Below are 18455 nucleotides of genomic sequence, written 5' to 3' on the forward strand. Positions count from 1 at the left end.
GCGTCGACCGGAGCCCGCCCCCCGCATGTCCACCGTCTCCGTCGTGACCCTCGCGAAGGGCCGGCCGGTCCATCTGCGCAACGTGCTCCTTGGCCTGGAGCGCCAGACGCAGGCCCCCGTCGAGTTCATCGTCGCGGTGATGCAGGACACGCCCTACGACCTGCCCGCGGTCGATTTCCCCGTGCGCCAGATCCTCGTTCCGGGCCGTGAGCTGCCGCTGGCGGCCGCGCGCAACTGCGGCGTGGCGGCGGCATCCGGCGATGCTGTGGTCTTCCTCGACGTCGATTGCATCCCGGCGCCCGAACTCGTCGCCGATTACGCGGGGGGACTCTCCGAGCTCGACGGGCTGCTGATGGGCGAGGTGCTGCACCTGCCCGAGCGCGCCACGACGGGCGCCTGGGACTACGACGGGCTCGAGTCCGTGGCCGAGAAGCATTCCGACCGCCGGGGCCCTCCGGCTTCCGGCATCGAGATCTGTAACGATTACCGCTGCTTCTGGTCGCTCAACTTCGCGATCCGGCGGGCCACCTTCCTGGCGACCGGCGGCTTCGACGAGCGCTACACCGGCTATGGCGGCGAGGACACCGACTTCGGCAAGCTCCTCGACCGGAGCGGCATCCCGATCGCCTGGATGAAGGGCGCGCGCGCCTATCACCAGTACCACCCGCACCACATGCCGCCGGTCCATCACCTCGAGAGCGTGGTGCGCAACGCCGAGCTGTTCGAGGCCAAGTGGGGCTACCGCACGATGGGCCACTGGCTCTACGCCTTCAAGGTGATGGGCCTGATCGACGACACGCCCGACCGGCCGATCCGCATCCTGCGCCGGCCCGACGCCGCCGATCTTGCGCTGACCGGCCAGCAGGGCCACCAGCCCTACACCAACTCAGCTTCGGTGATCCGTGCCATCGAGGCCCGGGCGGGCGAGCCCGCGCCGGTGACGGCGTGAGGATCGCGCTCCTCGCTCATCTCCGCCACCCGATCGCCCCGCCCTTCGCGGGTGGCCTTGAGGCCTACACCTGGAGCCTCGCGGACGGCCTCGCCGCCCGCGGCCACGCGGTCACGCTGTTCGCTTCCGGCGACAGCGACGCGCGCTTCGCCCTGGATCCTGTGATCCCGGTCCATCACGAACGGAGCCATGCCGGCCTGGAGCACCGGGGCGATGTGGGGCTGAAGAGTCATCTCGACGGCGGCTACGCCGCCGCCTGCGACCGGATCGCGGCCGGAGGCTTCGACGTGCTCCACAACAACAGCCTGAGCCGATTGCCCCTGGAGAAGCGGCGTACCGCCGCGACGCCGACCGTCACGTCGCTGCACGTGCCGCCCTACGATGCCCTCCGCTGGTTCGTGCAGGCGAGCCCCGCCCCGGGACACCGGATCACCGCGACGTCCCGGGCGCAGCTGGATGCGTGGTGGCCGGACGGAGTGCCCCCGGAGGCATCGGTGCTCCACAACGGCATCGATCCTGCCGCCTGGCCCTACCGACCGCGCGGCGACGGCAGCGCCGTCTGGTGCGCGCGCCTCACAGCGGTCAAAGGCGCGCATCACGCGATCGCGGCGGCGCGTCGGGCCGGGCTACCGCTGACCCTGTTCGGCCCGATCGAGGAGCCCGGATATTGGGAGGGGCAGGTCGCACCGTTGCTCGGAGGATCGATCCGCTACGGCGGTCAACTCAGCGGCGCGGATCTGGCTGCGGAGGTCGGCCGCGCCTCCGTGTTCCTGGCCACCCCGTGCTGGGACGAGCCGTTCGGGCTGGCGGCGATTGAGGCGATGGCCTGTGGCCTGCCGGTCGCCGGCTTCGCCCGGGGCGCCGTCCCGGAGGTCGTTGGCGAAGCTGGATCCCTCGCTGCGCCCGGGGACGAGGAGAGTCTTGCCCGCGCTATCGGCGAGGCGATCGCGATCCCGCGGCCGGTCCCGCGCGGGCGTGTCCTGCGCCTGTTCACCCGCGCACGGTGGCTCGACCGATGCGAGGCGCTCTACGCGCAGGCCTGCGCCGTCGGGTGACCCCACCGCTCTTCCCGCATGGCTGCCCCTCTTGCGCCCTTCCAACACCCTCAAGTCAGAGTGACATGACCCGTCAGGACCTGATCGCCGCCCTGTGGCACGGCCGCGACCCCTTCGCGGATCCCCCGACGGACCTACGCGCCGGCGACCTTCAAGGCTGGCGCAGCATCCATCCCTACCTCGAGGAGGCGGTGATCGAGTTCCGGCCACGCGTGGTCGTCGAAATTGGGACTTGGAAGGGAGCCAGCGCGCTCTTTCTTGCGCGATCCATGGCCGAGCACAACGTCGCCGGCACCGTGATCGCGGTCGATACGTGGCTCGGAGCCGTCGATCATTGGGCGGACGAGACGCTTTTCGCGGAACTCGCCACCGAGCATGGCTATCCGAGCCTCTACCGAACCTTCCTGGCCAATGTGCTGCGCGAAGGCATGACGGACCACATCGTGCCGTTACCGCTCGACTCGGTGAATGCCGCGGAACTTCTGCGTCTGCGCGGCGTGACCGCCGATGTCATTCATCTCGATGCCGGGCACGAGGAGGCGTCCGTCGCGGCGGACCTGCGCGCCTGGTGGCCGGTCCTGCGACCTGGAGGCCTCCTGATCGCCGACGATTACGACCGCCTGGGCGGCCGCTTCCCGGGTGTGACCCGGGCGGTCGATACGTTCTGCGCCGAGGCCGGGGCGCGGGGACCGTGGTCACTGCGGGGCAAGTGCAAGTTCATCAAGCCGGATTAGGGTTAATCAAGTGCTTTGCCTGTAGGCCAGCGCCTCCGTCTGCGGTAGGCCTCCCTCGACTTGGCGGCAGAGAAACCAGTCCAGAGTTGATGTCTGCTTTCGAGATGTCGGCGGCACGACCTCTTCGTCAGGATTGGGCGCAAAGCCGAACGGCCGGTTTTGCGCGGGTTGGCGATCCGGCATGGCATATTTTGGCCGAAGGCAGTCGGTCCGCTTCGAGCTGTCAGCATGGTGAAGCGGCCGTGTGATCAAAGGCGATGGTGCGTCGCAAAACCGACCCGCACGTCGCTGTCGCAGCTCTCGAGGACCTTTCGAAATCTCGGATCTACCGCCTCGGGCGGTTCCCCAGGACAGCGGCGCGGATACGGCAGACGAGCCATTCCCGATTTGTCCTGAACGTCGGGCAGTCGAAGCGCGACGCGACGGCGGGCGTTTGCTGACGTTCTCGATAAATAGCCCCGTTGAGTGTCTGACTGATCGCGCAGGTCGCCTCACGCGGCGTAGCGGTCGAAGGCCAGATCGTCGCTCGCGACCTCGGGGGCCCGGCCGGACACGAGATCGGCGAGCAGGCGGCCCGAGCCGCAGGCCATCGTCCAGCCCAGCGTGCCGTGGCCGGTATTGGTGAACAGGTTCCCGACCCGCGTGCCCCCGACGATCGGGGTGCCGTCCGGCGTCATCGGCCGCAGGCCGGTCCAGAATGAAGCCCGGTCGAGATCGCCGCCCGCGGGGAACAGGTCCTGCACCGAGCGCGCGAGGGTCTCGCGGCGTGGCCTGCGCAGGGCGCTGCTGAAGCCGGCCAGCTCGGCGGTGCCGCCGACCCGGATCCGATCGCCGAGCCGGGTGATCGCGACCTTGTAGGTTTCGTCCATCACCGTCGAGACCGGCGCGGCCTCCGCGTCGGTGATCGGCAGCGTCAGGGAGTAGCCCTTCACCGGGTAGACCGGCAGCGCGATCCCGAGGGGGCGCAGGAGGGCCGGCGTGTAGCTGCCCAGCGCCGCCACGTAGGCATCCGCCCGCAGGAGGTCGCCGTCGGCGGTCTCGACCGCCGTCACCCGGTCCCCGGCGTGGTGCAGGCGCGCGATCGCTGTGCGGTAGCTGAAGGTGACGCCGAGGCCCTCGCAGAGCGCGGCGAGGCGCTGCGTGAACAGGTGCGCGTCGCCGGTCTCGTCGCCCGGCAGCCGCAGGCCGCCGACGAAGACGTCACGCACGTCGGCGAGCGCCGGCTCGGCACTGACGCAGCCGGCCGGGTCCAGCACCGTGTAGGGCACGCCGTAGGCGTCGAGGACGCGGGTGTCGTCGCCGACGTGGTCGAGCTGCTTGCGCGTCCGGAAGAGCTGAAGCGTGCCCTTCTCCCGGTGGTCGTAGGCGATGCCGGTCTCGGTGCGCAGGTCGCGCAGCGCGTCGCGGCTGTACTCGGCGAGCCGGACCATGCGGCCCTTGTTCCGCTGGTAGGCCTCCTCGGTGCAGTTCGCGAGCATGCGCGTGAGCCACGCGTAGAGGCGGGGCTCGAGCCGCGGCCACATCACCAGGGAGCGGTGCCGCATCATCAGCCACTTGAGCGCCTTCACGGGGATCCCGGGCGCCGCCCAGGGGGCCGAGTAGCCGGGCGAGACCTGCCCGGCATTGGCGAAGCTGGTCTCCAGGCCGGAGCCCGGCTGGCGCTCCAGCACGGTGACCTGATGGCCGGCCCGGGCGAGGTAGTAGGCCGAGGTGACGCCGACGACGCCGCCGCCGAGGATGAGGACGTGCATGGCGGGCCTCAGGCTCCGAGATAGATGCGGTGGAAGCGGTGGCCGAGGCTGGTCAGGACTTCGTAGCCGATCGTGCCGGCGGCGGACGCAACGGCGTCGACGTCGCGCTCTGGCCCGATGATGTCGACGAGCGCCCCCGGCCCGAGGGTGCCGGGCGCCACGTCGGTGACGTCGAGGACGAGGCTGTCCATCGAGACGCGCCCGACCACGGGCAGCCGGGCGCCGCCAAACCACGCCGCCCCGCCCGCCGTGCTGCGGAAGAACCCATCCGCGTAGCCGATCGCGACCGTGGCGAGGCGGCTGTCCCGGGCGATCGCGGCCGTGTGCCCATAGCCGACCGGCGTCCCCGCCGGGACACTGCGCGTCTGCATCACCCGCGCCCGCAGCCCGATCACCGGCCGCATCGGGTTCGCCGCGCCCTCCTGCGGGGCGATCCCGTAGAGGGCGGCGCCGGGGCGCACCAGGTCGAAGTGGAAGTCCGGACCGAGGAAGATCCCCGACGAGGCCGCGAGGCTCGCCGGCACCGTCGGCAGGCGCTGCCGAACGGCCCGGAAGACGGACAGTTGCGCCGCGTTGACCGGGCTGTCCGGCTCGCCCGCGCAGGCGAGGTGGCTCATCACCAGCCGCAGGTCGAGGCCCGCGAGGGCGTCCGGCCGGTCGAGGAGCGCCCCGACTTCCTCCGGCGCGAAGCCGAAGCGGGCCATGCCGCTGTCGACTTGGAGGATCGCGGGCAGGCGCCGCGCGCGCCGCCGGGCCAGGACCTGCCAGCCGTCGCGCTGGGAAAGGTCGTTGAGGACGGGTACGAGGTCATGGTCCGCGCAAGTCGCCTCGCTGCCCGGGGCGGCGCCGTTGAGCACGGCGATCGCCGCGCCCGGCCCGAGGATGGACCGGAGGGCGACGCCCTCGCCGACCTGGGCGACGAAAAAGTGCCGGCAGCCCGCGGCGGCCAGGACCGGCGCGACCCGGTCGGCGCCGAGGCCGTAGGCGTCCGCCTTCACGACGGCCGCGCAGGTCGCGCTCCCCGCCCGGGCGGCGAGCAGGCGGTAATTCTCCGCGATGGCCGCGAGATCGATCGTGAGGAGTGTGGAGGCCGTCCCGGCCGGGCCCGCATCGGGCCGGAGATCGCGATCGATCATGCTCATGGCGACCCTTGGGACGGCGCTCGGGACGGCGCTCGGATGCGATGCCGGGAGGCTACACGAAGGATCGTCGAACAAGCGTCGATTTTGGCGAAGAGATTTGAGTTTCAAGCTCGGCCGTGCAAGTTTCCACGGCCTATTCGAAATTCCTGCGAGTTGTGTTCTGGACGCGATCGACCGCCGCATCATCCAGGCCCTGCGGGGCGACGGCCGGATCAGCAACGCGGATCTCGCCGCGGCGGTCGGCCTGTCGGCGTCCGCCTGCCATCGCCGCGTGCGGCTGCTGGAGGAATCCGGCGTCATCCGGGGCTACACGGCGCTGATCGGCGGCGCGGTCGACGGGCCAGGGCTCGTGGTCCTCACCCAGTTCACCCTGGATCGCCAGACCGAGGACTATCTCAACCGGTTCGAGGCGGCCGTCCGGCGCTGTCCCGAGGTGCAGGATTGCTATCTGATGACCGGGACGGCCGATTACCTCGTGAAGCTCAAGGTGATCGACGCGGCCGACTACGAGCGGCTGCACAAGGATGTCCTGTCGCGGCTGCCGGGGGTCGCCCGGCTGCAATCGAGCTTCGCGATCCGGACCGTCGTGGCCGCCGGCCGGCCGCTCTGAAGGAAGCCCCGCCATGACGCCGAGCACCGAACCGCGCGGGGACGCCCCCTGCGACCTGCGCCTCCACGACGCCGGGCTCGCCGAGGGAAGTCGGGCGACGATCGACATCCGGGGCGACCGCGTGGCGGCGCTGCGGGATCCCGGCGCGCCGCTCCCGCCCGCCGGCCGCACGATCGATCTCGGCGGCGCCCTGGTCCTGCCCGGCCTGTCGGACGGGCACGTCCACCTCGACAAGTGCCTGCTCGGCCTCCCGTGGCGCCCGCACGCGGCGCGGGAGGGTCCGTCCGCGCGATCATCGACGACGAGAAGGCGTTCCGCCGGGGCACGCGGATCCCGCTCGCCGAGCAGGGCGCCGAGGCGCTGCTCGAACGCATGCTCCGCGGCGGCACGACGAGCCTGCGGACCCATGTCGACATCGACGACGTGACGCGGCTCGACCACCTCGCCCAGATCCTCGACCTGCGGGCGCGCTGGGCCGACCGCTTGCAGATCCAGATCGTCGCCTTCCCGCAGAGCGGGATCCTGGGCTGCCCGCCGGTCGTCGACGACCTAGACGCGGCCCTGCGGATGGGCGCGGACCTCGTCGGCGGACTCGATCCCGTCGGCATCGACGGCAACCGCGACGGTCACCTGGACATCGTCTTCGCCCTGGCCGAGCGGCACGGAAGGGGCATCGACATCCATCTCCACGACGGCGGCGCGGCCGGCCTCGACACGATCGCGGCGATCGCGGCCCGGACCGCGGCGGCCGGGCTCGGCGGGCAGGTCACGATCAGCCACGCTTTCGCGCTGGCGGAGGCCGACGACCGGGAGCTCGGCCGGATCGCCGAGGCCCTGAACCGGGCCGGCGTCGCGATCCTCAGCAGCGTGCCCGGCGGGGCCCGATGCCCGCCGATCCCGCGGCTGCGGGCGCTCGGCGTCGCGGTCTGCTTCGGCACCGACAACGTCCGCGACTGCTGGAACCCCACCACCGTCACCGGCATGATTGCCCGCGCCCAACTCGCTGCCTACCGGTTCGACCTGCGCAGTGACGCGGACCTCGCGGCGTTGCTGACGCCGATCACCGCCGTCCCGGCGCGGGTGCTGGACCTCGGCCCGGGCACGGTGGCGCCCGGCGCGCGGGCCGACCTGATCGCCTTCGCGGCCGGCGACGTGCCGCAGGTGATCGTGGAGCGCCAGGAGCCTGTGCTGGTCGTGGCGCGGGGCGCCGTCGCGGTCGACCGGCGCGGCGCCATCGGGGACCCGCCGCCGTGAACGACCGCGCGCTGCGCTACCTGCTGGCCGTCGTGCGCGCGGGCTCGGTCCGGGCTGCCGCCGAGGTCCTGAACGTCGCCGCCTCGGCGGTGAGCCGGCAGATCATCGAGCTGGAGGCGCAGGTCGGCGAGACCCTGCTCGAGCGCCTGCCCCGGGGCGTGGTCCCCACCGAGGCCGGGCGTCTCGTCGCCGCGCACGCGCAGCGGCAGGCCGACGAGGCGGCGCTGCTGGAGGACCAGCTGAAGCGCCTGCGCGGGGTGCAGCGGGGCACGGTCAGCCTGCGCTGCGGCGCCGGCTTCCTGATCGACCTCCTCGACAACGCCCTGGCCGGCTTCGCCCAGGACCATCCGGGCATCGCCTATCAGGTCGAGATCGGAACGACCGACGGGATCCTCGCGGCGATCGCCCGGGGGGACGCGGATATCGGCCTCGTCTACAACCCGCCGGCGCACCCGGACGTCCGCGGGATCGTCTCCGCCCGGCAGCCGCTCCTCGCCGTCCTGCCGATGGGGCATCCCCTCGCCGACGGGGCGGCCCCGGTCCCGCTGCGCAGCTTCGCCACCGAGCCCGCCGCCCTTCTGCCGCCCGACCACGGGGTGCGCCAGCTGATCGGCCGCGTCGAGGCCGACGGCGGCTTCCGGCTGGTGCCGCGGCTGGAGACGGCGTCCTTCGAGCTTCATCGCCGCTTCGTGATGGCCGCCATGGGCGTCGCGTTCCTGCCCCGCTTCGTGGTCGCGGCCGAGCTGCGCGACGGCCTCCTGGCGGCGGTGCCGCTGCGCGACGCGATCCTGTCGGAGGCGAGCGCCCATCTGGTCATCCGGGCCGGGCGGCGGCTGCCCGAGGGCGCGGCGCGGCTGCTCGGCTGGCTGGCCGACCACATGGTGGCGTTCCGGCCGCCGCCGGCCTGACACTAGCGTGCGGAATTTCCGCACGAAATGTGCAGAAATCGGTTGTTGTCGCAACGCTCGTTTGCCGGAACGATTGGGCCGCTTCGTGAGGACGGATCGGCATGACCATCGCAACGGTAGGGGTCGTCGGGCTCGGCAATATGGGTCTGGGCATGGCCGCGACCCTGGCCCGCAAGGGCTTCGCGGTCCTGGGCTACGACATCGACGCGGGCCGGCGCCCCGCCGCCGAGGCGGCCGGCGTGACCGTCCTCGACGCCCTGAACGACGTGCTCCGCCGGGCCGACGCCCTGGTGTTCTCGCTGCCGCTGGCGCGGGACGTGGAAGCGGTGGTTACCGCGGAGGGCGGCCTCCTGTCCCGGACCGACCGGAAGGTCGTGGTGATCGACACCTCGACCTCGGATCCCGGCACGACCCGGCGCCTCGCGGAGCGCCTCGCCGCGGCCGGTCACGCGCTCCTCGACGCTCCGGTGAGCGGCGGCCCCTCCGGCGCCGCCGAGGGTACCCTGACCATGATGATCGGCGGGGCCGCAGCGGATTACGAGCTGGCCCGGCCGGTCCTGGAGGCCATGTCGGCCCGCGCGCCGCATGTCGGGCCGTCGGGCGCCGGCAACATTGTCAAGCTCGTCAACAACCTGCTGGTCGCGGCCCATCTGGTGACCACCGGCGAGGCCCTGCGCCTCTCCGAGGCCGCGGGCCTCTCGGCCGAGGAGGCCGTCAAGGTCGTGAACACCGCGACCGGCCGCAGCGCGATCAGCGAGGTCATGGTCCCGCGCTGGGTCCAGTCCGGCACCTTCGACAGCGGCTTCTCGGCCGGCCTGATGCGCAAGGACGTGCGCCTCGCCCTCGAACTCGCCGCCGAATGCGGCATCGACCTGCCGCTCTCCGCCGAGGTCAAGCGCATCTGGCAGGCGACGCAGGCCGCCATCCCCGACACGGCCGACTTCACCCGCATGGCCGATTACCGCGATCCCAAGGGAGCCCGCTGATGTCCGGCACGTCCCACGCGCCCGCCGCCGACCGGGTCGCCGCCCTCCTGGCCGACCTGCTGCCGGGCGGCCGCATCGGCAGCGTCGTGGCCGGCGAGATCCTCGCCGGGACTGGCGCCTCCCTCGATCTCACCAACCCCGCCGACGGCGGCGTGCTCGCGACCTTCGCCGATGCCGGGCCGTCGGTCGTCGAGGCCGCCATGGCGGCGGCCCGCGACGCCCAGCGCGCGTGGTGGGGCATGAGCGCCGCCGCCCGCGGCCGCGCGCTATGGGCGGTCGCCGGCCTGGTCCGGCAGCACGCCGCGGCGCTCGCCGAGCTGGAGACCCTCTCGGCCGGCAAGCCGATCCGCGACACGCGCGGCGAGGTCGCCAAGGTCGCCGAGATGTTCGAGTACTACGCTGGCTGGTGCGACAAGCTGCACGGCGATGTCATCCCGGTCCCGACCTCGCATCTGAACTACACCCGCCACGAGCCCTTCGGCACCGTGGTGCAGATCACCCCCTGGAACGCCCCGATCTTCACGGCGGGCTGGCAGATCGCGCCGGCGATCTGCGCCGGCAACGCCGTGGTGCTGAAGCCCTCCGAGCTGACGCCCCTGACCTCGCTGGCGCTGGGCCTGCTCTGCGACCGGGCCGAGGGGATGCCGCGCGGCCTCGTCTCGGTGCTGGCGGGCGCCGGCCCGACCACCGGCGCCGCGGCGGTCGCCCATCCCGAGACCCGGCTCGTCGTGTTCGTCGGCTCGGCCGAGGCGGGCGCGCAGATCGCCGCCGCGGCGGCCCGCGCCATCGTGCCGAGCGTGCTGGAGCTCGGCGGCAAGTCGGCCAACATCGTGTTCGCCGACGCCGACCTCGACCGGGCGCTGATCGGCGCGCAGGCCGCGATCTTCGGCGGCGCCGGCCAGAGCTGCGTGGCGGGCTCCCGGCTCCTCGTGCACCGCTCGATCCACGCGTCCTTCGTCGAGCGCCTGTCGCGCGCCGCCGCGCGCATCCCGGTCGGCGCGCCGACCGACCTCGCGACGCAGATCGGCCCGATCAACAACAGGCGCCAGCGGGACAAGATCGCCGCCATGGTCGAGGCCGCCGCGGCGGCAGGCGCCACGATCGCGGCGGGCGGGGCCTGCCCCGCCGCCCTGCGGGACACGGGGGGCTTCTACTACGGCCCGACCATCGTGGACGGCGTCGCGCCGGACGCGGCGATCGCCCGGGAGGAGGTGTTCGGCCCAGTCCTGACGGTCCTGCCGTTCGACGGCGAGGACGAGGCGGTCGCGCTCGCCAACGGCACGCCCTACGGCCTCGCAGGCGCGGTCTGGACCGGCGACGGCGGGCGCGGCCACCGCGTCGCGGCGGCTTTGCGGGCCGGTACCGTCTGGGTCAACGGCTACAAGACCATCAACGTGGCCTCGCCGTTCGGCGGCTTCGGCCGCTCGGGCTTCGGCCGCTCCTCGGGCCGCGAGGCGCTGATGGCCTACACGCAGACCAAGAGCGTCTGGGTCGAGACCGCCGCCGCGCCGGCCGTGACCTTCGGCTACGTGGGCTAGGCCGGGCTCGCGACGAGAACGGGCGATCGACCAGGGACGGCATCGGAGGAAGCGTCCAGCTGACTACGGTGGACGACCCTCATCCCAACCCGACACCCTCATCCTGAGGTGACCGCGTCAGCGGGCCTCGAAGGAGGATTCTAGGGATCGCTGCGGCCTATGAAGGGCTCCTTCGAGGCCTGCGCTGCGCTCCGGCGCCTCAGGATGAGGGAGTGGGTTGGAGGGCTGGTCAGAAACTGACCGGTGAGTGCGCCCCGCGAGCCGGGCCGACCAAGTGGATCAACGACAAGACCGGCGGTCAGGGCCGGCAGGCGGAGCAACAGGCGGCCCCGAGGGGGGCAAGGAGGCTGACGATGGCGGGGGAACTGTTTGCGACGAACACGCGGCCGGTCGCGCCGCCCGTCTCGGGCGGGGGTAAGCTGACGCTGTTCCTGCTCGCCCTCGTCATCGTCGTCATCGCGGAGGCGATCGGCAACGTCAGCATCCCGGTGGGCGCCGGCAAGACCGTGCTGCTCCCGCTGCTCTGGGCCCTGCTGCTGGGCGGCGCGCTGGGGCTGATGAGCCCGCGCCTGCCCGCGCCGCTGCGGCTGTCGGGCGCCCTGCAGAACGCGGCCGGCGCCTACCTGCAGCCGGCGCTCCTGATCTTCATCGCCAAGCTCGGCCTGCTCGTCGGCGGGTCGCTGCCGAAGATCCTCGCCTCGGGCTGGGCCCTGGCCTTCCAGGAATTCGGCCACTTCTTCGGCACGATGGTGTTCGGCCTGCCGGTGGCGCTCCTGCTCGGCATCAAGCGCGAGGCGATCGGCGCGACCTTCTCGGTCGGTCGCGAGCCCAGCCTCGCCATCATCGGCGAGCGCTACGGCATGGACTCGCCGGAGGGACGCGGCGTGCTGGCCGAGTACCTGACCGGCACGGTGTTCGGCGCGGTGTTCATCGCCCTGCTGGCCGGGTTGATCACCAGCCTCGGCATCTTCAACCCGCTGGCGCTGGCGATGGGGGCCGGGGTCGGCTCCGGCAGCATGATGGCCGCGGCCTCGGGGGCGATCGCGGCCCAGCAGACGCCCGAAATCGCCAAGGACGTCGCCACCTTCGCGGCGGCCAGCAACCTCGTCACCACCACGATCGGCACGTACTTCACCCTGTTCCTGTCGCTTCCCTTCACGATCTGGGCCTACGGCAAGCTGGAGCCGATCCTCGGCCGCAACCGGCCGAACGCCGCCCGCGCGGCGACCGCCGAGCCGCAGGGCGCCGCGCCGGTCCATCAGGAAGTGCGGATCGGCCTCGGCGAGACCGTGCTCGCCTGGATCCTGATCGGCGCCTACGGGCTGATCGGCAACTGGCTGACCTACGGCGTCGTGCCCGACGCGCAGGTCGTCGCCGGGATGGCGATCATCATCGGCACCGTGCTCGCCGGCTGGGGCCTCTACCTGCTCCTCGGCCGGCGCCTGCCAGCCGTCCTCTGGGTCTCGATCATCGGCATGGCGCTGGCCTATCCCGGCACGCCCTACGCCGCCGAGATTGCCGCCCTGACCGGCAAGCTCAACTTCCTGGCGCTGGCCACGCCGATCCTGACCTTCGCGGGGCTCTCGGTCGCCGAGGACGTGCCCGCGTTCCGCCGCCTCGGCTGGCGGATCGTCGTGGTCTCATTCATGGCCAATGCCGGGACGTTCCTCGGCGCGGTCCTCATCGCCCAATTCTTCATGCACCCGCCACTGGGGTGAACCGCCGTGCCGAACGGCGTAGGGTCCGGGCGGGGGATCGAGGCGCTCCGGCAGCCTCCGGCATCAGAGTGAGGTCGCATGCGCATCGAGGCGGAGACCGTGGAGCGGATGGTCGCGTGGCGGCGCGACCTGCACGCCCATCCCGAGCTGGCCTTCCAGGAGGTCCGCACGGCGGATCTGGTCGCCCGGGAACTGGCCGCCTGCGGCCTGTCGGTGAAGACTGGGCTCGGGCGCACCGGCGTGGTCGGGACCCTGAGCCGGGGCGACGGCCCGACCGTCGGCCTGCGGGCCGACATGGACGCCCTGCCAATCCAGGAGGCGACGGGCGCGAGTTACGCCTCCCGGACGCCCGGCCTGATGCATGCCTGCGGCCATGACGGCCACGTGGCGATGCTGCTCGGCGCGGCGCGGCACCTCGCGTCGCGCACCGACCTGTCCGGGACGGTGCACTTAATCTTCCAGCCGGCGGAAGAGTGCGAGGGCGGCGGGCGCGCCATGATCGAGGACGGCCTGTTCCGGCTGTTCCCGTGCGACTCGGTCTACGGCCTGCACAACTGGCCGGGCCTGCCGCTGGGGACCTTCGCGACCCGGGTCGGCGCCATCATGGCCTCCCTTGACACGTTCGAGATCACGGTCGCCGGGTTCGGCACCCACGCGGCCATGCCGGAACGCGGCACCGACACGCTGGTGGTCGCCTCCGAGATCGTCCTCGCCCTGCAGACCATCGTGAGCCGCCGGATCGCGCCCACGGACCCGGTCGTGCTCAGCGTCACGCAGATCCACGGCGGCGACGCCTACAACGTCATCCCCGAGCGCGCTTTCATCCGCGGCACGGTCCGCTGCCTGGACGAGGCCGTGCGCAAGCGGGTCGCGGAGCTCGTCGAGGCCATCGCCGGCGGGACGGCCGGCACGCACGGCGCCCGCGCAGAGGTGGCCTACCGGTTCGGATACCCCGCCACCGTCAACACCGCCGACGCCGTCGGCGTCGCCCTGGAGGCGGCCGGGACCGTTCCTGAGCTCTCCGCGCGCCACGGCGAGGTCGTGCCCTCCATGGCATCCGAGGATTTCGCCTACATGCTCGAAGCCTGCCCCGGCGCCTATGCGTGGATCGGGACGGATGGGGCCGAGCGCGGCCCTCCACTTCACAATCCGGCCTACGATTTCAACGACGAGGCCCTGTCGATCGGAGCAGCCTATTGGGCCGCCGTCAGTACGCGCATGCTGGGCGCACGGTAGCTGATCCGCCGGAAGCCACGATCGACCTTCGCGGGTGCGTGCCGCAAGGTCCCGACGTTTCGATCCCGCGCGACCTGGGAGAGCTACGGTGTATTGGCCTGAGAAGACCCGAGCACATTGACCCAGAGCACGATTGTCCGGTCTTTCGTCCCGGGATTGCCGAAGCGATGCGGCCGACGGCTCTCGAAGCGGAAGCTGTCGCCTTCCGCCAGCTGGAGCGTGCGCGCCTCGACGACCAGGGTCAGGCGGCCTTCGAGGACTAGACCGGCTTCCTCGCCGTCGTGACTGAACAGCTCGTCCCCCGTGCTGGCGCCTGGCTTCAACACCATGTGGAACAGGCTCATGCCCTGTGTGCCCCCGGGCGGGGTCAGCAACTGCTTGGTGATGCCGGTCCGCCAGAGCTGCAGTTCCGGTCGATCCTTCCGGAACACCACGATCGGATCCGGATCCGGCGCCTCCGGGCCGGGCTCGAACAGGCCGCCGATCCCGATCTGCAGCGTGTCCGCGAGGAGGGCCAGCACGCGGAGCGAGGGCGATGACAGGCCCCGTTCGACCTGACTGATGAAACCGATCGACAGGCCCGTGCTGGAGGCAACTGCCTCCAGCGACAGCCCCCGCGCCCGCCGAAGGCTGCGCAGGCGCTGACCCACGGCACGGTCGACCGGTTCCGGACTTATCGTCTCGCCTCGGGGGATGCTCACCGTCACACCAGCCTGACTTTCGCGCGTACTTTCATGCACGTGAAAGACGCTTGCGTCGATACCGAAAACATGCGGTATTCTTCACGAAGATGAAATCTGGCGCCGACGAACGTCGCGTGCTGCGATCACTGCATGGGAGCGGCAAGATGAGAAGACGGTTGGCCAAACTGTGCCTGACGTCGGCGCTGTTCGTCGGATGCCTCTGTGGTGCGGTCACCGCCCAACCGTTGAAGGTCGGTGCAACGCCCACCGGGCTGCCCTTCACGTTCCTCGACACGAAGACCAACACCATTCAGGGCGTCATGGTCGACCTCGTCAACGCGGTCGGCAAGGAGGCGGGTTTCACGGTGGCGGTTGAGCCGCTCCAGTTCTCGACGCTGATACCGGCACTCACCGCCTCGAAAATCGACATCATCTCCGCGGCGATGTTCATCACGCTTCAGCGCAAGGAGGTCGTGGCCTTCTCGGCGCCGGTCTACAGCTACGGTGAAGGCCTGATCGTCCCGAAGGGCGACACCAAGGACTACACTTCCTTCGCCGATTTGAAGGGCGAGACCGTGGGCGCCCAAGTCGGCACCGCCTTCGTCGAGCCGCTGAAGAAGTCCGGTCTCTTCAGCGAAGTGAAGATCTACGACACGATCCCCGACATCATCCGCGACGTGAATTCCGGCCGGTTGAAGGCCGGCTTCGCCGACGCGCCGATCCTTGCCTACTACGTCAAGCAGGGGACGTTCCCCGGCGTCCGGCTGGTCGAAACCTTCAAGCCCACCGTCGTTGCCTCGGTGGGCCTCAGCGTCCGCAAGACCGATGCGGCGCTCCTGGCGAAGATTGATGCGGCGCTGGTCAAGCTCAAGGCGGACGGGACGCTCCAGGCGATCCTGACCAAATGGGGCTTGCCGCCCTCGGCCGACCGGTCCTGAGCGCCGTGCGCGAGTTCCTCGCCGACGCGCAGGACTACCTGCCGATCCTGCTCCAGGGCGTGCAGCTCACCGTCCTGATCACCCTGGCCTCGCTGGTGGTCTCGACGCTGCTCGGTCTGGTCTGGGCGGTGCTGCGGGTCTCCGGCATTGCCGTGCTGGCGGGTTTCAGCGCGGTGATGATCAACATCCTGCGCGGCATCCCGATCATCGTGCAGCTGTTCTACATCTACTTCGTGATGCCCGATTTCGGGCTGTCGCTCACGGCCGTCCAGGCGGCGATCATCGGGCTCGGCATCGCCTATTCAGCTTATCAGGCCGAGAACTTCCGCGCAGGCATCGAGGCGGTCGACCGCGGGCAGGTCGAGGCCGCGCTGTCGATCGGTATGGGCTGGGGCATGACCATGCGGCGGGTGATCCTGCCGCAGGCGATCCGGATCGCGCTGCCGCCCTACGGCAACATCATGATCATGATGCTCAAGGACTCGTCCCAGGCCTCGACCATCACGGTCGCGGAACTCGCCCTCCAGGGCAAGCTCATCGCGTCCTCCACCTTCAAGAACACCAGCGTCTACACGATGGTGGCGCTCATGTACCTGGCGCTCAGCCTGCCGCTGATCCTCCTGGTCCGGCATTTCGAGGCCAAGGGTCGGCACCGATGATCGTCCTCGAGGATGTCCGGAAGCATTACGGCGCGCTGGAGGTGATCAAAGGCGTGTCCGCTGAAGTCGCCAAGGGCGAGGTGGTCTGCATCATCGGGCCGTCGGGCTCCGGAAAGTCGACCCTGCTCCGCTGCATCAACGGTCTCGAAGCCTATGACGGCGGCGAGATCCGCGTCGGTGGTCAGCGGGTCGATCGGGATGCGCGCAGCATCAAGGCGATCCGCGCCCGGGTCGCCATGGTGTTCCAGCGCTTCAACCTGTTCGCCAACCGCACCGCCCTGGAGAACGTCGTCGAAGGGCCGATCCACGTGAAGGGCGAGCCCCGTGCCGAGGCGGAAGCGCGCGCTGGCGCGCTTCTCGCCCGGGTCGGCCTCTCGGGGAAGGAACACGCCCGGCCGGACCAGCTCTCCGGCGGTCAGCAGCAGCGCGTGGCCATCGCCCGGGCGCTCGCCATGCGGCCGGACGCGATCCTGTTCGACGAGCCGACTTCGGCGCTCGACCCCGAGCTCGTCGGCGACGTGCTGCAGGTGATGCGGGGGCTCGCCGACGAGGGCATGACGATGATCGTCGTGACCCACGAGATCGGCTTCGCCCGGGAGGTCGCCGACCGGGTCCTGTTCCTCGACGGAGGGCGTCTCGTCGAGCAGGGGCCGGCCGCCGAGGTTCTGAACCGTCCGCAGAACCCCCGGACCCAGGATTTCCTGCAGCGCGTGCTGCATCCGCTGTAGGTGACGTCGTGGCCGAACCCTTCCCGCTCGCCCCTTCGCTCTGGGCCACCACGGCGGCGCCCGCACCGGAGTCGCCGCCGCTCGCGGAATCCGGCCGGGCCGACGTGGTGATCGTCGGCGGCGGCTTCTGCGGCCTGTCCACCGCCCTGCATCTCGCCGAGCGGGGGATCCGGCCGGTCGTGCTGGAGGCGCGCGAGATCGGCTTCGGCGGCTCCGGGCGCAACGGTGGTCAGGTCATCCCGGGGTTGAAGTACGATCCCGCCGATCTCGTCGCGCGGTTCGGGCGCGAGCGCGGCGAACGGCTCGCCCGCTTCGCCGGCGGCACCGCCGACGTGGTTTTCGATCTGATTGATCGGCATGCGATGGACGTGCCGCACCGGCGCGAGGGCTGGATCCAGGGCGCCCACACGGAGGCAGGACTGGAGGAGGTCGCGCGGCGGGCGAGACAGTGGGCGGACCTCGGCGCCCCGGCCCGCGTCCTCGACAAGGACGAGACCGACCGGCTGCTCGGCACAGACCGGTACCTCGGCGGCTGGCTCGATGGTCGCGGCGGCGCGATCCAGCCGCTGAGCTACGCCCGGGGCCTCGCCCGGGCCGCCCTCAAGGCCGGCGCCGCGATCCACGGCGGGTCACCCGTGACCAAGCTCGCCCGGACGGGATCGGGCTGGACCGTCACCACGGCGCAGGGAGCCCGCCTTGCAACCGAGCGGGTCGTTCTCTGCACTAACGGCTACACCGGCAAGCTCTGGCCCGGCCTAGCCCGGACGGTGATCGCGGCCAACTCCTTCCAAGTCGCCACGGTACCGCTCTCCGATAACCTGCGGCGCTCGATCCTGCCCGAGGGGCAGGTCTCCTCGGACACGCGCAAGCTGTTGCTCTATTTCCGGCTCGACCATACGGGCCGGCTGCTGATGGGCGGCCGCGGCTCTTTCCGGGAGCCGCGCAGCCCGCACGACTGGGTCCATCTGGAACGGATCGTCGGCAAGCTCTTTCCGCAGCTCGACGGCATCGCTTTCGATCACCGCTGGTGTGGCCGCGTGGCGATCACCCGGGATTATTTACCCCATCTTCACGAGCCGGCGCCTGGGCTGCTCATCGACATCGGCTGCCAGGGCCGCGGCGTAGGTCTTCAGTCGGCGATGGGCCAAGCGATCGCCGCCTACATCGCGACCGGCGATGCCGACAGCCTACCTCTGTCACCCACGCCGATAACGCCCCTGCCGCTTCACACGCTCCACCGCCTGTACGTCTCTGCAATCATCGCTTGGTATCGCCTGAGCGACGGCGGTATTCGCTGACGAAGAGACATCTCAGAAGCGCTAGACAGGCAGGGATGCGGCAACGTCCGCTTCTGGGATCCCACCAAGTACGACTGGGCGGCGGCAATGGGCGCAAAGCCGAATGGCCGATTCTGCGCGCTGGCGATTCGGCGTGACGTAGTCTGGCCGTAAGCGGAATGGTTGCTCCAGAGCAGACGCGCCGAAAGATCGGATGGCCTCCTACCGACCCATGCCAACCGTCAGGACAGCTATCGATGCTTCCCGATAGCCGCGCTTCGTTGAGGGC

Annotated in this window: 17 protein-coding genes; 14 read left to right on the top strand and 3 right to left on the bottom strand. The window is 71.0% G+C overall.

Translation table 11 applies throughout. From position 1 onward, the window contains the following. Window positions 1–25 precede the first annotated feature (25 nt). From ABIE45_RS28345 to ABIE45_RS28355, 3 genes are all read left to right on the top strand, one after another. Window positions 26–949, top strand: a complete 924-nt coding sequence (locus tag ABIE45_RS28345) for a galactosyltransferase-related protein (protein WP_192710926.1) — start codon at window positions 26–28, stop codon at window positions 947–949. Next, entirely contained in the window at window positions 946–2004 is a 1059-nt protein-coding gene (locus ABIE45_RS28350) for a glycosyltransferase (RefSeq protein WP_192710925.1), read from the top strand. The genes ABIE45_RS28345 and ABIE45_RS28350 overlap by 4 nt, the downstream gene beginning before the upstream one ends. 65 nt (window positions 2005–2069) lie before the next feature. Next, a complete protein-coding gene (locus ABIE45_RS28355; protein ID WP_192710924.1) occupies window positions 2070–2738 on the top strand; it encodes a class I SAM-dependent methyltransferase in 669 nt (222 codons plus the stop codon). A 491-nt stretch (window positions 2739–3229) separates the two neighbouring features. Here ABIE45_RS28355 and ABIE45_RS28360 read toward each other — a convergent pair whose 3' ends face one another. Both ABIE45_RS28360 and alr read right to left on the bottom strand, forming a co-directional pair. Further along, a complete protein-coding gene (locus ABIE45_RS28360) occupies window positions 3230–4489 on the bottom strand; it encodes a D-amino acid dehydrogenase (RefSeq protein WP_192710923.1) in 1260 nt (419 codons plus the stop codon). 8 nt (window positions 4490–4497) lie between these two features. Next, on the bottom strand, window positions 4498–5631 hold the full coding sequence (alr, locus tag ABIE45_RS28365; RefSeq protein WP_192710922.1) for an alanine racemase: 1134 nt from the start codon (window positions 5629–5631) through the stop codon (window positions 4498–4500). 160 nt (window positions 5632–5791) lie between these two features. Between alr and ABIE45_RS28370 the strand changes: the two genes are divergently transcribed. The 7 genes from ABIE45_RS28370 to ABIE45_RS28400 all read left to right on the top strand — a co-directional run bounded on the left by ABIE45_RS28370 (window position 5792) and on the right by ABIE45_RS28400 (window position 13881). Then, complete coding sequence (locus ABIE45_RS28370; protein WP_192710968.1) at window positions 5792–6241, top strand: Lrp/AsnC family transcriptional regulator; 450 nt, start codon at window positions 5792–5794, stop codon at window positions 6239–6241. 252 nt (window positions 6242–6493) lie between these two features. After that, window positions 6494–7495 (top strand): amidohydrolase family protein, encoded by a 1002-nt coding sequence (locus tag ABIE45_RS28375; RefSeq protein ID WP_373622759.1) that lies wholly within the window; start codon window positions 6494–6496, stop codon window positions 7493–7495. After that, complete coding sequence (locus ABIE45_RS28380) at window positions 7492–8403, top strand: LysR family transcriptional regulator (RefSeq protein WP_192710920.1); 912 nt, start codon at window positions 7492–7494, stop codon at window positions 8401–8403. The genes ABIE45_RS28375 and ABIE45_RS28380 overlap by 4 nt, the downstream gene beginning before the upstream one ends. Before the next feature lie 101 nt (window positions 8404–8504). Beyond that, on the top strand, window positions 8505–9389 hold the full coding sequence (locus tag ABIE45_RS28385; protein ID WP_192710919.1) for an NAD(P)-dependent oxidoreductase: 885 nt from the start codon (window positions 8505–8507) through the stop codon (window positions 9387–9389). Continuing rightward, window positions 9389–10927, top strand: coding sequence for an aldehyde dehydrogenase family protein (locus ABIE45_RS28390; protein ID WP_192710918.1), 1539 nt, complete (start codon window positions 9389–9391; stop codon window positions 10925–10927). Before ABIE45_RS28385 ends, ABIE45_RS28390 begins: the two co-directional genes overlap by 1 nt. Before the next feature lie 353 nt (window positions 10928–11280). Further along, window positions 11281–12645 (top strand): DUF3100 domain-containing protein, encoded by a 1365-nt coding sequence (locus tag ABIE45_RS28395; RefSeq protein ID WP_192710917.1) that lies wholly within the window; start codon window positions 11281–11283, stop codon window positions 12643–12645. Window positions 12646–12723: 78 nt separating this feature from the next. Continuing rightward, window positions 12724–13881, top strand: coding sequence for a M20 aminoacylase family protein (locus ABIE45_RS28400; RefSeq protein WP_192710916.1), 1158 nt, complete (start codon window positions 12724–12726; stop codon window positions 13879–13881). An 83-nt stretch (window positions 13882–13964) separates the two neighbouring features. Here ABIE45_RS28400 and ABIE45_RS28405 read toward each other — a convergent pair whose 3' ends face one another. Next, complete coding sequence (locus ABIE45_RS28405) at window positions 13965–14588, bottom strand: cupin domain-containing protein (protein ID WP_192710915.1); 624 nt, start codon at window positions 14586–14588, stop codon at window positions 13965–13967. Window positions 14589–14728: 140 nt separating this feature from the next. Between ABIE45_RS28405 and ABIE45_RS28410 the strand changes: the two genes are divergently transcribed. Genes ABIE45_RS28410 through ABIE45_RS28425 form a run of 4 tightly spaced genes read left to right on the top strand, consistent with a single transcriptional unit; the run spans window position 14729 to window position 18187 of the window. Continuing rightward, the gene (locus tag ABIE45_RS28410) at window positions 14729–15502 is read left to right on the top strand and encodes an ABC transporter substrate-binding protein (RefSeq protein WP_192710914.1); all 774 of its coding nucleotides are present in this window, start codon (window positions 14729–14731) and stop codon (window positions 15500–15502) included. 5 nt (window positions 15503–15507) lie between these two features. After that, window positions 15508–16161 carry an amino acid ABC transporter permease gene (locus tag ABIE45_RS28415; RefSeq protein ID WP_192710967.1) on the top strand — a complete coding sequence of 218 codons (654 nt, stop codon included), beginning with the start codon at window positions 15508–15510 and terminating at the stop codon, window positions 16159–16161. Beyond that, the gene (locus ABIE45_RS28420; RefSeq protein WP_192710913.1) at window positions 16158–16889 is read left to right on the top strand and encodes an amino acid ABC transporter ATP-binding protein; all 732 of its coding nucleotides are present in this window, start codon (window positions 16158–16160) and stop codon (window positions 16887–16889) included. The genes ABIE45_RS28415 and ABIE45_RS28420 overlap by 4 nt, the downstream gene beginning before the upstream one ends. A gap of 8 nt (window positions 16890–16897) precedes the next feature. Continuing rightward, window positions 16898–18187, top strand: coding sequence for an FAD-binding oxidoreductase (locus ABIE45_RS28425; protein WP_192710912.1), 1290 nt, complete (start codon window positions 16898–16900; stop codon window positions 18185–18187). The last annotated feature ends 268 nt before the right edge of the window (window positions 18188–18455 follow it).

It is taken from the genome of Methylobacterium sp. OAE515, assembly GCF_041806315.1.
GTDB lineage: Bacteria > Pseudomonadota > Alphaproteobacteria > Rhizobiales > Beijerinckiaceae > Methylobacterium > Methylobacterium tardum.